The following is a 17,222-nucleotide window of genomic DNA, read 5'->3' as shown; positions in this document are numbered from 1 at the left end:
AACAGTAAGCTGTTTATCACCGTGTGGAGCGGTAGTTCAGTTGGTTAGAATACCGGCCTGTCACGCCGGGGGTCGCGGGTTCGAGTCCCGTCCGCTCCGCCACTTTATTTGAAGGGTTCGCCCTTCGGTCGAATGAGTCCCGCTTGAATGCAAGCCCGGCCGTTCCGCCATTTATACTAAGCCCGAGTCGAAAGACTCGGGCTTTTTTACGTCTGAATGTTTTGTTCGCTCTGCGATCGAATGTGTCCCACCGAAAAGTCGTTCAGGGTAGGTGTCGTTTGATGTTATGAGTAGTCGTGAACATACACTTCTCGCTTCTAGTACACCGTTAAGCTCATACCTCTGTACCTATTGCTAGACTTATCAAAGAGAAAACCTGATGAGGGACATAATATGCAGAAGGTATATTTGACAGTCAGTATGTTACTGCTTACTGCGTGTACAACAGATAAGAGCTATTTCCCAGCAGAGATCACATATGATTGTCAGGCTGGTCAATATTTCACGCTTACCTACCCGACAGCTGAGTCTGCAACAGTGCATTATTTGAATAATATAAGAAATCTTGAGAGGAGAAGATCTGCTTCGGGAGCACAGTATCGTGATATTGAGGGTAATACTTATTTATATACCAAGGGAGATGAAGCGATGCTGGAGTGGGATGAAATTCGGTTGGAAGGATGTACCGCTAGAGAATAAAGTGAAATTGGCCGCTGTATTCATTATTAGCTTACTCTACATTGATAATGTTATTTTTAATGACACAGATTCAACCGGGTTACCATCTGGGTATTGAATTAACTTCCAGTAATCATGAGTGTGAGGAAGAGCGTTTCATGATAATTGTATGATGGCCCGAATGCTTGAATTAACACATTCAATATTGTAAATATCCGTTAACTACTGAATTGTTAGTCAAAAGGAATCTTGATAGCTTGTTGCCACTTTTTATGGAACTCAGCGCACGGAGGGTACAGCTATGTCATTGGCAAGAGCTGCAGTTTTGATGGCTTCAATGGTATTGAGTAGTAATGCACTTGCTACAACGGTTTCAGCAACAGATTATCGGGTTAACTATGAAGGAAGGCATGCTAAGAATTGGAGTCAAGGACATGTTGAGCTGAGCTGGCCTGGTTCGAGTATTCAATTTGAATTTTCTGGTACTCGGTTAGCCGTTAATTTGGATGGTCGCGGTACACAGTTTGATGTCATGGTTGATGGTGAGTTTAGCCATATTTTGAAGACGTCGGCGGGCTTGGCCAACTATGAAATTCTGAGTTTTTCCGATGAGGAAGAAGTGGATGTCGAGATCATTAAGCGCAATGAGAACTATGATGCCATGATCCGTATCGAGAGTTTTGAGACCGATGGTGAGATCAAGGGAATATGGGATCAGCAGCCTCATATCTTATTTTACGGAGACTCGATAACTGTGGGGTATGGTAATGAGTCAAATAAGCGGGAATGTACGACTGCCGAGGTGATCGATACGACAAATGCTCGTTTATCCTATGCCTCTGTTACTGCTGATATGCTGGATGCTAGCCGTACAATGGTCGCATATTCCGGCCTGGGGATGGTTCGAAATTGGAATGGTGGTGAGCCGTATCATAACTTGCCGCATTATAAGAACAAAGTTGGTTCAATATTTACTGGCGGAGAAGAATATCAAGATCGTCATCCGGATTTAGTCGTTATTAATTTGGGGAGCAATGACTTTAGTACGCCATTACAGCCAGGTGAACCATGGCCTGATATGGGAGCATTTTTTAATGAGTGGGTTAACACCTATGTTGATTTCATTCTGGAGCAACGCTCTCGCTACGGGGATGTCCCAATCCTGATGATTTCAAAAGACTGGTTTCGTGAACCAATGAGTGCTGTGGAAGGTCAGCTAGCCGCCAGAAATATCGAAGATGTTCATACTCACTATTATATGACTGAACATCTAGGCTGTATGGGACACCCAATTGTTTCAGAACATCAAGTCATGGCCGAGAAATTAGTGGAGAAGATAGAGGAATTATCACTATTATAATATTTTCGATGAATTAGAGAGGGTTACTCCCTCTCTAAACTATTGCATATTTTATTTATTTCACTAATTACTTTGCTCTGGTGAGAATCAATAAAGAAGTGCCCACCATTGAATAGAATCACATTGTTGTTTTCGAAGTGTAATTCCCATTCCACTATATCATCAAGGCTAACTTCTTCATCAAGTAAGCCAAATAGCAGGGTGAATGGAATATTGAGTTTTACATTGGGAATATTTGACTGATAGTCTGCCACTTCAAAATCAGCCCGCAGGATATTTATACATATCTTTAATAACTCTTTGTTATCCAATATTTCCTGAAGAGTGGCATTGAGGCGTTTTATTTCTTGAATGAACTCTTTTTCTGGTAATAAGTAGCTTCCCGCTTTATGTCTTTTCTGGTGTGGTGCTTTGCTTCCAGAGGCGATAAAGTGTGCAGGTAATGGGTGTCCTTTTTTCTTCAAAAAATCTATCAACTGATAGCCGATTCGGCTTCCCATACTGTGTCCGAAAATAATGTAAGGTAGATCGGTGACTTCTGCAATACTTTCGCCAAGTTGAGATACTAAAGTCGGCATGTTAGGTATTAACTTCTCACCATATCTATTAGCTCTTCCTGGCAATTGAATAAGAATAGCTTCAACTCCTGGTGATAATTGACTTATCCAGCTTTGATATACAGATGCACTTCCTCCTGCGTAAGGCAGGAATAAAATTCTAACCTTTGCATTATCTGTATTAAATCGAGAGTACCATTTTGACATTGTTGACCTTTTCTATAAGTGAAAGTAATTAATAATACCGCGCTTAGTTAAATCTGTACTGTTGATGTCGCTTATATTTATGAATTTAGATATGAATCGCAAATCGCTTGTTGATAAATGTGCTTCTTTGATAATTATTTGAAGTATTTCCAGATGTAACAACGCTTGCTGATGGTTATATCTATTTGTGTGTTAAATATATTTAAATATCTATCGGGTTTTACATTTATTCAGAGGGTGAGACATGAGAAAGCTAGCATTGTTGTTTCCTGGTCAAGGGGCGCAATATATCGGTATGGGAAGAGAGTTAGTTAATTTATATCCCGTAGTTAATAATACATTTGATGAAGCTTCCGAAGTATTAGGCAGGAATATCGCAGCTTTGTGCTTTGAGTCTTCCCCTGAAGAATTAACACAAACCGAAAATGCCCAGATTGCAATATTAACGATGAATGTTGCGCTGTTTCGCCAGTTTGAATCTGACTATGGAATTATGCCATCTGCCGTTGCCGGGCATAGTTTGGGCGAATATGCCGCATTGGTAGCAAGTCGTGTGTTGTCATTTCCCGATGCTCTGAAATTGGTTGAGCAACGAGCGCGTTTGATGGCAGAGGCTGCCGCAAACAGCCAAGGTACCATGCTGGCTGTAATTGGTGCGGACAAAGGTCTTGTTACGCAAAGCTGTGAACAGATCTCATCAGGAGATGTCATTGTCACACCGGCAAATTTCAATGCTGGTGATCAGATCATTGTATCTGGCTCTGTAGATGGTATCGAGGCTATTCAGGCCCGGTTTAACGAGCTCAATATCAAGAATCAGCGACTGAGAGTGAGTGGTGCTTTTCATTCACCACTGATGAAAGCTGCAGCTGATCAGTTTGCCCGGGAAATAGAGAAGTATCCGTTTGGAGAGCCTGTCTGCCCGGTAATTTCAAATGTGACTGGCTTACCATATAAAGAGGCTGCTGAAATAAAACAGTTGCTTGTTGATCAGCTGGTAAGCCCTGTTTGCTGGAAGCAGACCATGGACTATATCCAGGATGCGTGTATCTCTTTGGCACTGGAACTGGGGCCGGGAGCTGTTCTGAAAAAACTGGCGAAACATCATTATGCGGTCGAAACCCTTTCCTATGACCTAAAGGTAGATCGCGAGCTTCTGGGAACTCTTATGATGAATCGAACGGAGCGATCTCAGTTCAATCAAGAACAACACATCAATGTCTTTAATAAGTGCATGGCGGTAGCTGTCAGTACCCGAAACACCAATGATGACTTACAAGCTTATGAAAAAGGGGCTGTCCAACCGTATAACACATTGAAGGCATTAAATGAGGCTGGAGATGTCTCGATTGATACGGCAAGACAGGCCTTGGATCTTCTCAAAATAATTCTAGATACCAAGGGGGTATCGCATCAAGAGCAGCTTCAGCGCTTTAATCAGGTCGCTGACGAAGTGCAGCTAAAGACTCTTATCTCAGATTTTTCTGTTACAGAGTTAGTGGGTTAGTAGGATGTTCAATGACTTTCTTAAAGTGAACCAAGGGGAAAAAAAGCCCCCCGAGCCTGATTCGTTACTCACCCAGAGAAGCTCTTCGCCTCGCTCAACTTGTCATGATATTGCGATTGTCGGCATTGATTGCCGAATTGGTGATACCGATAAGCTGGATGATTTCTGGTGCAAGCTTCAGCAAGAGAGAGACTTTATTCGTCCGTTTCCTGCTTCGCGTGCTCTCGATGCCGGAGATAACAAACAACATGCCCCGAGTTATTACCCTGCTGCCTTTCTCGAGCATGTCGATCAGTTTGATCATGACTTTTTCCACTTGTCTTATAACGAAGCTTGCGGAATGGATCCCAATCAGCGTCTGCTGCTGCAAAGTGCGTGGCGAGCCCTTGAAGATGCCGGTTACGGAAAGGCGACGCTGTTAGGAAGAAAGGTCGGGATTTTTGTCGGATTTAATAGTGATTTCGACCCGACCTACCGGCAGTATGCAGAGCAATTAGCGCCTGATAGTGTCGAACTGTTATCGGCTGCCGGCAATATTCAATCTGTTATCGCGAGCAGATTGGCTTATGTCCTCGATTTGAAAGGGCCTAGCCTCGTTGTTGATACGGCCTGTTCATCCTGTTTGACGGCACTGCATTTGGCTTGCCAATCTTTACAAAAGAAAGAATGTACAATGGCGCTTCTCGGCGGTGTCAAAGTTCGTCTGCTGCCGCTTGCCACTGAAAATGAACTCGGACTACGTTCGGCCTCCGGGCGGTGCAAGACATTTGATGATCGCTCGGACGGGATCGGTTCGGGGGAGGGTGTTGTCTCGCTGATCTTAAAACCGGTGAGTGATGCCGAGCGTGATGCTGATCATATCTATGCGGTTGTGAAGTCGACAGGGATCAGCCAGGATGGCCGATCGGTTGGGATCACGGCCCCGAGTTCAGAGGCCCAGCACCAACTGATCCTGGATGTACTGAGAAAAGGGGATATAGACCCGGAAACTATCGCCTTGTTCGAGGCGCATGGCACAGGCACCAAGCTCGGGGACCCGATTGAGCTGTCTGCAATTGACAAGGCTTACCGGCTATTTAGCGACAAAAGGCAGTACTGCGCGATTGGTTCGGTAAAAAGCAATGTTGGTCATTTGGATCATGCCGCGGCAATGAGCGGTATGATCAAGCTGATCATGGCGTTGAAGTATAAGAAGCTACCGCCGACTCTGCATTTTCTATCACCTAATGCTGAAATTGATTTCATCGATAGCCCGTTATATGTCAATGATACTTGCAGAAACTGGCCGAAGGCGGATTATCCTCGACGTGCAGCGTTAAGTGCGTTTGGCCTCAGTGGTACCAATGCCCATGCTGTTTTCGAAGAGTATGATGTACCCGATCCCGTTACTACTTTATCGGATGATGTTCATTGGATCCCGCTCTCTGCTACTAGCCTGCCTGCGTTGAAACGAGTGATCGCCGATTATGTTACTTTCTTGTCGGCACCGTCACTCTCAATGTCGCTAGGGGATATCGCCTTTACTCTGGCATGTGGTCGTACCCACCACGCCCACAGGCTTATTTTGTGTACAAGTGGGCTGGGTGACTTACGCCAACAACTGCTTCAGCTACAAGAAGGCGCGCTGACAGATAGTCCTAAATACGGCTATCACAAGGTTGTCCCGCCAGGAAAGCAGGAAAAGGCGCAAGGAGAGCTCAGTGATGCTGAACTTCGGCGGTTGACCGACACAGCCCGGGACCGACTGGCTGAAATGGTAACCAGCCAGTTAGATCACCAGATTGCGAAGCTGTATCTACAAGGGGCAACGCTCAACTGGCCGTCCTTTTATCAAGCCTGCGCACACCATCGCGTATCGTTACCCACTTACCCTTTCGAGGCGAAGCGCTGCTGGGTGTCCCTGTCAGAGGCGGCAACACAGCGTGGTGAGCGAAAAGTCAATCATCCTCTGGTTGATTGTGTCCTCGCTGACTCTTATGACCGCACTATTTTCATGACGCGGTTTGATGTCGACAAGCATTGGGTGTTGAACGAACACATCATTGATGGCAATTACATTATCCCCGGTACGACCTATGTTGAGATGGCCTCGGCTCTGGCGACTAGCTACCTGGGGTATGATGCAGTCGAGTTGCAGAAGGTTATCTTCCTTCAACCTGTGATTGTGGAGCCGCAAAGCCCTCGCGATATCCAGCTGGTTATGATCCATGAGGGGACATTCGAACGATTTATAGTGACCGCTCAGCAGGGAGAATACTGGATCACCTATGCCCAGGGGGAGATCCACCGTTGCCAGCCGGTAGCGCCTGTTTTGACTATGCCTGAAGGTGCAGGCCTGGCTAAGTTTGAGCCTGTAGCCGAGGCCCAGATCAACCAACAGGAAGTCAGTGACGTCGGTCCGCGTTGGGATAGTCTTGTTCGGGCCCGTCGTTATCAACATCAGGTGATTGGCGAGTTCTTTCTTGAACGACGTTTTACCGAAGAAGTCGCTGATTATCATATCCATCCGGCACTAATGGATCACTGTGTCAATATTGCCAACGGGCTGGCCGGTACTGATACCTATCTTCCGTTCTCTTATCGTTCTATTCAGATCTACAAATCACTACCAGCCCAGTTTTCGGCATTGCTGACGATGAAGAAAGGGGAAGATCCGGCACCGGAAACCGTGAAGTATGATATCGATATTGTCGGTCCGGACAATGAACCTGTCATGGCTGTCCGTGATTACGTCATCAAGCAGTACAGGCAAGATTTCCGTACTGAATTGGCTGATGGCTTCGAAACGGTACTGGTCCCGCAGGAGCTTTCCCGATCAAGTGCTCCCGAAGGGGAGGACATCGTACTGCTAGGTGCCGAGCAGAGTGAGACATTACAGCCGTTACTGAAAGTATTGGCACAAAACAATCGGGTTGTTGTTTGTGGCAGCCTTGCGGTACTGGAGGACAATCTCGCTTCTTTGCTTAGCGCCGACCGGATTATTTTTTGTCTTGGTGGCTTGCCGGACGAAGATATGACGGCCGCTTTTGAGCAAACGGCAATTGATTTATTCCGTTTTGCCAAGCGCTTGGTATTGAGTCTGCGCAAGCAGCCATTACAGCTCAACATTGTTTCTGGGAATGGTTTTTCCTTGGGGGCTGGAGGGACGGTCAATCCGGCAGTACACGCTATATACGCAATGGCGAAGGTCGTGAGTCAGGAGCTCCGCTATACCACGGTAAGTTGCCTGGATGTGCCGCAAGATACTCCTGCGAATGAAATCGTTCCTTTGCTCAACCAGCCTGAAAAATATCAGATGTTGGTATGGCGGGATCAGCATTGTTACCAGCCTGTTCTGCAACCACGTCGTTTACCTGAATCCCAGCCAATTCCGGCGATAAGTACTGGAAAAAGTTATGTGATTACGGGGGCGACAGGGGCGCTTGCACAGCAGGCCGCCTTGTTTATTGCCTCTCAGGCATCCTGCCATCTGTGTTTGCTAAGCCGAACTGATCCGCTGGGTACGAATGATAAAGCCCGTAAGCTCCGTGAGCTTATCGTACAGCTTCAGGCGACAGGTGCCACGGTCGAGCATCATCAAGTGGACATTGCTAACGAGGTTGAGGTTGCCCCTGTACTGGCACAAAACCGTCGAGACTATGGTGCGATAGGAGGAGTGATCCACACCGCAGGACTTGCGGGGGATGGGTTCATTTTCCGTAAGGACGAGGCTGAATTCCGTCAGGTCACGCAGGCGAAGATCGCTGGGGCAAGTCTGCTGGATCGACTGACACGAGAGGATACGCTGGACTTTTTTGTCTTGTATTCTTCGGTCACGGCTGTTTTTGCCGGCATGGGACAGTCGGATTATACCTATGCCAATGCTTGGCTTGACGGATTAGTCGAACGTCGCCGTCTGCAGGGGCTTCCTGCCTTGTCTATTCAGTGGCCAGCCTGGTCGGAAATCGGGATGGCTGTCGAGAAAAATGCCAAGTTCGATGGCCTGATCGCCCCATTGACGACCAAGCAGGGGATGACTGTTTTAGACCGTTTGTTGGCAACTCGGAGTCAGGGCGTTGTTATGCCGGGGGTAGCTAATCCATCCTATGACCAGCCGGAAGAGGAGCTCCCTGTGACATTGGGCTTCTCGCTTCAGAAAGCCAGACCGCAACAAAGTAAACCGAACGACGAACCTGTTGTGCTGAAGGGGAACGGTAATTTGGCGACGGACAATATCCATCAGTCTGTTGCTGCCGTCTGGGCCTCGGTACTTGGTCTCGGTGAGGTCGATCTCTTCGATAGCTTTTTTAATCTGGGTGGAGATTCCATCCTGGCTGTCAAGGTGATTCAGATGCTCGAGAAAGAGTTCGGCAAAATCATTGATGTCACTGATATTTTTACTTATCCCACTGTTTCGCAGCTTGCTGAATATATTCGTCCCTTGGTCGAACCTCCGGAACCACAAGAGTCCGAGTCGGAAAGCGATGATACCGATATAGATACCTTACTGAGCCAGTTGGAATCCGGGGATATTTCGGTCGAAGAAGCGAATGCGAAGTCATTTAACTAGTTATCGATAAAGAATTAGATATTAAGGGTCAAGGAAGCGTTATGTCTGACTTAAAGAAATACATATTCAGCCAGGTGGCAAACAATACCTTATCCAAGGAAGATGCCAAGAAGCTGCTTAATGAACTGCAAAGCGGCGAGAAAAAAAGTAAAGATGTAGCCATTATCGGAATGGCCGGACGTTTCCCCGGCGGGCCGGATAAAGAGGCATACTGGGGCAACATTGTTCGCGGCATCAACTTAATACGCGATTTACCTGAACCCCGCAAACAGGCGATTCAGTACTACATTGAAAATATTTTTAATAAGCAGTATCCCGACCGGGCGATTACAGATTTTCGCGAAGATAAAATTAGCTATCAGAAGCAGGGCTATTTTGAGCAAGTGCATCAGTTCGATGCCAACGTATTTGGCATCTCTCCCCGTGAAGCGGCTGTAATTGATCCGATCCAGCGGATTTTCCTTGAGGAGGTATACCATGCCATGGAGGATGCCGGGTATGGAGGCGACAGGATCCTCGGTTCTAATACCGGTGTATTTATCGGGCGTAACCATACCAAAAGTTTGAGCTTTGACCTTATGGTTGAAGACGAGCCGCTAGGCGTTACCGGCACATGGACCGGTATTCTGTCGAGCCGGATTTCATATCTGTTTGACCTAAAAGGGCCGAGTATCGTGACGGATACCGCCTGCTCGGCCGGACTGGTTTCTGTCCACCAGGCGTGTATGGCAATCCGTAGCGGGGAGTGCGAGATGGCTCTAGCCGGTGGTGTCAGCGGAGTCCAGTACAATCCAGTCATTGGGGCCGATACCTCACTGGCCACCTACGAGTCGGCTGACGGTATCGTTAAGACGTTCGATGACCGGGCCAACGGTACAGTGTGGAGTGAAGGGGCTGGAGTGGTAATGCTCAAATCCCTTGAGCAAGCCATTAAGGATGGCGATCGGGTTTATGCCGTGATCAGGGGAAGTGCCGCTAATAATGATGGTCGTTCGAACGGCTATACGGCACCCAATGCGCTGGCGCAGGAAGAGATGCTGGTAAAGGCATGGAAAGATGCTGAGGTAAACCCCGAGCAGGTCAGCTATATAGAGGCTCATGGTACCGGGACTGCATTGGGCGATCCAATTGAAATCAAAGCGCTAACCAATGCCTTCAAGCGGTTTACCGATAAGAAGCAGTTCTGTGCGATCGGGACGGCCAAATCTAACATGGGGCACCTGGTCGGGGCGTCGGGAATTGCCGGGCTTATCAAGGTCGTTATGGCTTTGCAGGCAAAGAAACTGCCATCGACGATTAACTTTGAAAAGCCAAACCAGTTCATTAATTTCCCTAACTCCCCGGTCTATGTGTCGAGCGAAATGTTGCCTTGGCAACCGACCGCTGATGCTCCTCGAATCGCCGGGGTCAATTCATTCGGGTTTAGTGGAACCAACTGCCACGTTGTTGTTCAGGAGGCTCCTTCCCAGCCGGCTCGGATGAAATCCTTGGATTCCTCATTCCTGTTCCCGATTTCAGCCAAGTCTGTTGTCTCTTTTGAGGCCTTGCTAGAAAGCTACCTGTCTTACTTTGAGGGCGACGGTGAAGGGCTGGCCATTCAGGATGTCTGTTATACCGCTTCAACCGGCCGTGGGCACTACAACCTGAGGGCGATGATCATTGCCAGCTCTGTCTCGGATCTACGCATGAAGATTCGGTCGGTGATTGAGTCTGGTTATGAGCAGTGTACCGAAGACTGGTTCTTGTTTGCCGAGCACAAGGTTGTTAGTGACAGCAAGCGACATCGTGAGCAGGGTGAACTCACTGAACACGAAAAGAAAGAGCATAGCCGGGCGGCGGCACAGCTTACCGCGGACTTGGTTGCGAAGCCGGCCGTTTCGGTGATCAAGCAAACATTCCTTGCGAGCTATTATGTCAAAGGGGCTGATATTGGCTTTGATAAACTTTATACATCAGCGTGTTGCCGCGTAAGGCTGCCGGTCTACCCTTATGATCGCAAGGCGTTCTGGCCTGAGCCTGCAATGATTGACGCTTTCCGCGGGGCCGGGAAGATTCAGGAACATATCCATCCGTTGTTGCACAAGCTGGCAGTATCGAGCCGGGACAAGGACATCTTTACGACCGAGCTTTCGTTGGAAGAGCACTGGCCGCTGACCGAACACCTGATCCTTGGGATCAATATTCTTCCGGGCACGGCCTATGTCGAGGCCTTCAAGCAGATTGCGATCTACTACTGGGGAGAGGTGCCGGTAGAGATTGCCAACATGGCATTCTTGGCGCCGCTGGTGGTGACAGCTGAAACCGACGGCTATGAAGTTCAATATGTCGTGACTCATCGCGATGGGATGCTGGATATCGAGGTCATCAGCGATGACGGTACCGGCTGGGTACGACATATCAGCGGCTCGCTGCGTCAGCTTTCTTCAGTGCCGGAACAGCGCGTGGATCTCGAGGAGCTCAAAGCTGGCAAGGCTGCCCAGGACAGCATGTACAGCAATAATACCGACTTCTCCTTCGGACCTCGCTGGCGTTGTTCCGAGCGGCAGTGGGTGGGTGACAATGAATTTATCCATAACAATAAGCTGTCGCCGGAGTTCTGGCCTGATTTAGATGTTTACTATCTGCACCCTAGTATGTTGGATCAAAGTGCCAACGGCTTTAGCCAGACTATCGTCCCCGGCACAATGTACCTGCCGTATATCTATACGTCGATGAAGATTTATGCGCCGCTGCCAGCTGAATTCTATACCGTAACCCGACTCAAGAGCTCCAAGAGCGGACAAAATGAAACGCTGACGTTTGATTTGATCTTGTGTGATCCCGACGGAAATATCCTGGCCGAGATGACGGATTACAACATCAAGCGGGTTGACCGCAAGCGCTTCCAAGCCCAGAACGATAAAGACTCGGCATTTTACCGAGTAGGCTGGCAGGTGGCTGCCGCCGATAGCCAGGCATCAGAAATCTCTGGCCGGTTGGTATTTCTCAATAACGGTGATGAGCGGAGCCAGCAACTCAAGTCGGAGCTGGAGCACCGTGGTGCCACAGTGATTAATGTGACACTGGGAGATCAACTGGCCAAGATTGATCCCGTCACTTACACCGTCGGAAGCGGTGAAGCAGATCATCTAGCCCTGTTTGAGATGCTGGCCGCCGAGCCGATAGCCCATGTTGTACACGGTTACCTTGTCGATTCGATACCGGATGACGACACCCTGCTGGATAAGGGAATTTACAGCGTCATCTATACCATCAAGGCCATGCTGGCAAACAAGGTCAGCAGTCAGGTCTCATTCACGGTACTCACCAATCAGGCCCAGCAGACCTCGTCGGAACAGCAGATCAATGCCTATGGTAGGGCTGTCGAAGGATTGTGTAAGGCGATCAGTGTGGAGTACGGAAAGATTGCGACGCGTGTTATCGATATTGATCAGCATACAAGCGCTGAATGTTTGGTGGCAGAGCTCGCCAATGCTGAAGGTCCGTTCAGCGTTGCTTTCCGAAGCGAAGAACGGTTTATGCCGCAGTTTGCTGCGGTAAACCCAGCCGAGATCGGCTCAGAGCCTGTTTCGTTGAAATCTGACGGTTGCTATGTGATCACTGGTGGTTCGGGAGGTTTGGCGTTGGAAACGGCCGTTCATCTGGCCGGCAAGCAGCCTGTGAATATTGTATTGCTTAGCCGATCGGCAATGAATCCTGACGATCCGAGAATGGAAAAGGTGAGTGAGGCCTTGAGCACCATCGAGGTGGCGGGCAGCCATGTGCAGTACTTCAGTGCTGATGTGACCGATGAGGCATCCTTGGCTTCTGCGTTGGACAAGGCGCGTATGCTATATGGCAGGGTTAACGGTGTATTCCATTGTGCCGGTGCGGCTGGCCGTGGTCTTTTGATGGACAAAGAACAGCCGGTCTTTGACAAGGTTCTGCTGCCAAAAATCCGAGGTACTGTGCTGCTTGATCGTCTGACCCAACAAGATGAAACCGACTTTATGGTGTTCTACTCATCGATATCGTCACTGTTTGCCGGTCAGGGGCAGGGTGACTATACCGCGGCGAACAGTTTTATGGACGGGTATGCAGAGAACCTCATGCTTCAGGGACGTCGTGCTCTGGCAATTAACTGGGCTCCTTGGATGGAGACCGGCATGGCGGTGGACTATGGTGTCGGATCCGGTGAGGGAACCTATGTTTACGGGCTCGGTGATACCGAGGCGCTGGACATGCTAGATACCATGCTTGAAAGCAATCTGCCGGTGTTGTGTGGTGGCCGTCTAAACCTGGCAATCTTCGATGAGCGGGGGTCTATTGTTCCTCTGTCAGAGGGGATCCGCCAGCAGGTGCGTAAGCAGGTCGGCAAGGATACTCCGGCGAAGAGCAGCTCAGGCTCCCATGAAGCTGCCGATGCCAAGGATGTGACCCTGACTGGGTTCGAACAGGGCGCGGCTAACGAGAATACTCAGCAACTGGCCGTGATCTGGGCGACGACACTCGGTCTCAAAGAAATAGATATCTACGATACCTTCACCAGCCTGGGGGGAGACTCTATTTTGGCAATTGAGTTGCAAAGATCCCTTGAGCGACGTTTCCCTGGATCGTTTGATATCACGGATATCTACTCCTATCCGTCCGTCGCCATGATGGCCGATTACCTCAACGGATCATCAGAAGAGATTTCGACAGAAAAGGTGCAGCCTGATGATGATGAATTGATGGCAATGCTTGATGGTCTGGATAGCGGTGATTCCTCTATCGATGACATTTTGCAGGCTGTTGAGTAACTTTGGGACGGAGACACCGAAATGAGTGAAAATAAAGCACTAGCTAGGTATTTGCTTGAACAGGTTCAGGAAGGGGGATTTGACAAAGGTCACGCGCTGGCCTTGATCAAGGCTCTTGGTGCGAATCGTTCTCGGACCGAAGTGGCCATCGTCGGTATCTCCTGTCGCTTCTCTGCCGCCGATACACCAGAGGCGTTTTGGCAGAAGCTGATACGGGAGAAGACCGGGGGCGGGGCATACTCGTCTGACCGGCACGCAGATATGCGCTATTTGTTCGGCGAGCCGGCAGTTCCGAAAGATGCCGGTATTTGCATGAATAACTTATTGGCCGATATCGATAAGTTTGATGCCAGTGAGTTTTCCTTACTGGCGAAGGAAGCCCAGCTGATGGATCCGGGCCAGCGGGAGCTTCTGCTGACCGCCTGGCAGGCGATAGATGACGCCGGATATAGCCCGCAGCAGTGGATGAACACCAATACCGGGGTATTTGTCGGGATCGACAATAATGGCAAGTTTAATCTTGACCGTTATGTTCAGGATCAGAGTTTGTACAGCAGTATGGGCTCGATGACGGGATGGTTCCCTGGCCGGATTGCTGCGGCGCTAAATGCCGAAGGTCCTTGCCTGGCTATTGACACCGGGTGTTCCTCGGGGCTGGTGGCATTGGATGCTGCTGTCAATGCCATTCGTGACAATAGCTGCGAACAGGCGATTGTTGCCAGTGTTAACCTGCTGAACCTTTACCAAAGCGATGTTGCTGACGGTATGGAAGGCATGAATGCAACGACGGATAGAAGTGCCGCTTTTGATGATAATGCCAATGGCATGTTATGGGGAGAAGGTGCCTGTAGTGTGATTGTCAAACCGCTGCAAAAAGCGGTTGAGGCCGGCGATCACATTTACGGTGTGATCCGGGGGATGGCGGTTAACCATGACGGACAGGCCGTCAGGCAGGGTAAGGTCTTGCAGAAGGCCTGGCAGGATGGAAAGATTAATCCGGAAGAGCTGGACTATATCGAAGCCCATGGCACCGGAACCCACCTGGGCGATTCTATCGAACTCTCTTCGATTATCAGTGCCTTCAAGCCGTATACCAAGAAGAAGCAGTTTTGTGGTATGGGCTCTCTGATGGCCAATATTGGCCATACTGCAGGAGTCTCTGGCTTGGCAAGGGTCGTCAAGGTATTGCTGGCGATGAAATATAATAAGTTGCCGTCATCACCTAACTTTCATGTTCCCAACCATCACCTGCAACTGGAGCAGTCACCAGTCTATATTCAGGATAGCCTGACCGAGTGGCCGCAGCCGGACAAGAAAAAGCTGGTCGGCGTCAGTGCCTTTAGTATGACCAAGACCAACTGTCATGTGGTGATTGAGGAGTATCAGGCGCCTGCCGCGGATATTCCGGCGGTACCTTACCTGATGACCGTTTCGGCGGATGATCGCGTTCAGCTGAAAGCACAGCTGAATGCGATGCAAAATTGTATTCGCCGTGATGAGCAAATTGAACTGGGGAATATGTGTTATACGGCCAATACCGGTCGTCAGGTCCGCAGCCATGTGGTTACCGTTGCATTTACCTCCCGGGCTGAGTGCCTGCGTAGGTTGGAGCTCGTCTGCCGGGAACTCGGTGATGATGGGTTCTGCCAGTTACAAGACGGTGTGGTTTATCAGGTGCTGACAACATTGTCGACGGCTAAGCAGGTGCTGGCGATACTGCCAAGGGCGGTCGGGGGTGAGCTTCTCCTGTTGGAGCAGATTGAGGCGGCCTATCGGACTGGCAAGCAAATTGACTGGACGTCGTTGTATGACGGACATACCTTCCGGCGGATCAGTTTGCCCGGCTATCCAAGAAATACAGTGCGCTGTTGGCCTCCGCAATCAGTGCTGCATCCCTTCCGACAGCCTGATAGGTCTTTGGCTGTCGAGCATACGGAACAGCCGGCGTACCAAGTACGTCTCACCGGTCGAGGGAAGGAAGGTTATAGCGACACCGAGCTGGCGATTGGAGCGATATGGGGAGAGCTGTTTGGCTTGGATACTATCGCCGTCGATCAGAGCTTTGTGGATTATGGCGGTAACTCCCTGAGTGCCGCCGTGCTGGTACAAAGCCTGAGCCATAACTTGCACAAACAGGTAAAAGCCGAGTTGTTGTATCAGCACCAAACCATTGAAGCCCTTGCCGCGGTGCTGGAAGATAAGCCTGAAGCCGATATCCAGGCACTGGCACCGATACAGGATATGATCACCGGCGACCAGCCCATCAGCTCGACGCAGGCCTTTATGCTGGGGATCAGCGATAGTCTGAAGAACCCGGGCCACCTAACGGTGGGAGTTGTGCTGGCCGTACAGTACTCGCTGGAACCTAAAGTAATGCACGACACTGTGCAGTATCTCGATAGTTACTACGATATCCTGCGGGCGCGCTTTACCAAGGCTGGAGGTGACTGGCATCAGGCCATCATGCCTGTCGGGGAGGCGGTCAACTTCCAGCATGTCGATATTGCTCACCTACCGGAACCGGAACGGAAAGGGTTCATCGAGCAGACGGTTAACAGCAAGCTCTATACCTTGGATTTGGCGTCCGGGCCTTTGTATACCGTTACCTTGTTCACCCAGGGCGAAGGAGAACCGGTTTATCTTGCTGCTTATTTCCACCACGTGCTGATGGATGCATTCTCCCTCAACCTCTATATCGGGAGCCTGATGTCTTTGTACAACCAGGTTGCGCAAGGTGGTCCTCTTAGCCTCGGCAGCAAGCCGCTGTCTTATTACCAGTTCATCGGCGAAAGCCAGCGTTACGCTCGCGAAATCAGTGACGAGCAGGCGCAGTTTATGGCAGAGACGCCACTTGAGGACTTCCCGCTGCTGCCTCAGGACATTGCCGACGGGATCAACTATCGCTATTCCAAAGAAGAGCATAAGCAGGCTTTCGATAGGGCGACTACTGACAAGCTCTGCCGCCAGCTGGTGAAACAGCATCAGGTGACGGTGCTTGATCTCTTGGTTGCTGCACTGGCCCATACTATCGCCGGTTGGACCAAAGGGGAGTGGGTCGAGATCCACAATGTGATAACCGGACGCGATGTCATTCATGATCGCAGCCACGACTTCACCCAGACATTGGGACTATTTGCAGTTGGTTGCGACTTGGTATTGCAGCACCGGCAGAGCGAGACACCGCTGGCTTACTTGCTGGATATCCAGTCGCAGTTGCTGTCACTTCCTGCCAAGGGATGTGGGAATTTCATTACCCAAAACATCGAGTCACGCCAGCCGGGCAGCCGTTATGAATACCTTCGTAAACAGGTATCTATCAACTACCTGGGGGACATGTTCGAAGTGGACGAGAGCAGCCCTGTTCGTGTCGTCGACGGTATCTCCATCGATGTGGATGATGATCATTTGGTCCATGCCGATATTTTGGATCTGCGGGGAAGCATCCAAAATGGCGAGCTGACGATGATATGGGGGTATAACCGGAAGATCCACCATGAACCGACGATCAGGAAGCTCTCTGAGCACTTTGGTGATTTTTTGTATCACCTGGCCGAGACAGTCGGTGAGAGCCACTAGTTGTTAGCGC

The 17,222-nt window shown here is 49.6% G+C and carries 7 protein-coding genes and 1 tRNA gene; 7 read left to right on the top strand and 1 reads right to left on the bottom strand.

Annotated elements, in window-relative coordinates:
• Positions 1-25 precede the first annotated feature (25 nt).
• The 3 genes from EDI28_RS18480 (at position 26) to EDI28_RS18470 (ending at position 2,038) form a co-directional block, all read left to right on the top strand.
• Positions 26-102 (top strand) — tRNA-Asp (locus EDI28_RS18480).
• Between the two features lie 291 nt (positions 103-393).
• On the top strand, positions 394-699 hold the full coding sequence (locus EDI28_RS18475) for an MliC family protein (protein WP_199287460.1): 306 nt from the start codon (positions 394-396) through the stop codon (positions 697-699).
• 280 nt (positions 700-979) lie between these two features.
• Positions 980-2,038 (top strand): SGNH/GDSL hydrolase family protein, encoded by a 1,059-nt coding sequence (locus EDI28_RS18470; RefSeq protein ID WP_128785366.1) that lies wholly within the window; start codon positions 980-982, stop codon positions 2,036-2,038.
• Between the two features lie 23 nt (positions 2,039-2,061).
• Here the strand turns inward: EDI28_RS18470 and EDI28_RS18465 are convergent, their stop codons facing one another.
• Positions 2,062-2,802 (bottom strand): thioesterase II family protein, encoded by a 741-nt coding sequence (locus EDI28_RS18465; RefSeq protein WP_128785365.1) that lies wholly within the window; start codon positions 2,800-2,802, stop codon positions 2,062-2,064.
• Between the two features lie 244 nt (positions 2,803-3,046).
• Here EDI28_RS18465 and fabD point away from each other — a divergent pair, with 244 nt between their 5' ends.
• From fabD to EDI28_RS18445, 4 genes are read left to right on the top strand one after another with little or no spacing between them, the layout of a single operon-like run.
• Positions 3,047-4,309, top strand: a complete 1,263-nt coding sequence (gene fabD / locus EDI28_RS18460; RefSeq protein WP_128785364.1) for an ACP S-malonyltransferase — start codon at positions 3,047-3,049, stop codon at positions 4,307-4,309.
• A gap of 4 nt (positions 4,310-4,313) precedes the next feature.
• Positions 4,314-8,858 (top strand): beta-ketoacyl synthase N-terminal-like domain-containing protein, encoded by a 4,545-nt coding sequence (locus EDI28_RS18455; RefSeq protein ID WP_128785363.1) that lies wholly within the window; start codon positions 4,314-4,316, stop codon positions 8,856-8,858.
• Between the two features lie 41 nt (positions 8,859-8,899).
• Entirely contained in the window at positions 8,900-13,636 is a 4,737-nt protein-coding gene (locus EDI28_RS18450) for a type I polyketide synthase (protein WP_128785362.1), read from the top strand.
• A gap of 21 nt (positions 13,637-13,657) precedes the next feature.
• Complete coding sequence (locus EDI28_RS18445) at positions 13,658-17,212, top strand: beta-ketoacyl synthase N-terminal-like domain-containing protein (protein WP_128785361.1); 3,555 nt, start codon at positions 13,658-13,660, stop codon at positions 17,210-17,212.
• Positions 17,213-17,222 lie beyond the last annotated feature (10 nt).

The sequence above is a fragment of the Photobacterium chitinilyticum genome (assembly GCF_004104355.1).
GTDB classification, from domain to species: domain Bacteria; phylum Pseudomonadota; class Gammaproteobacteria; order Enterobacterales; family Vibrionaceae; genus Photobacterium; species Photobacterium chitinilyticum.
This window is presented reverse-complemented; position numbering and strand designations above follow the sequence as displayed.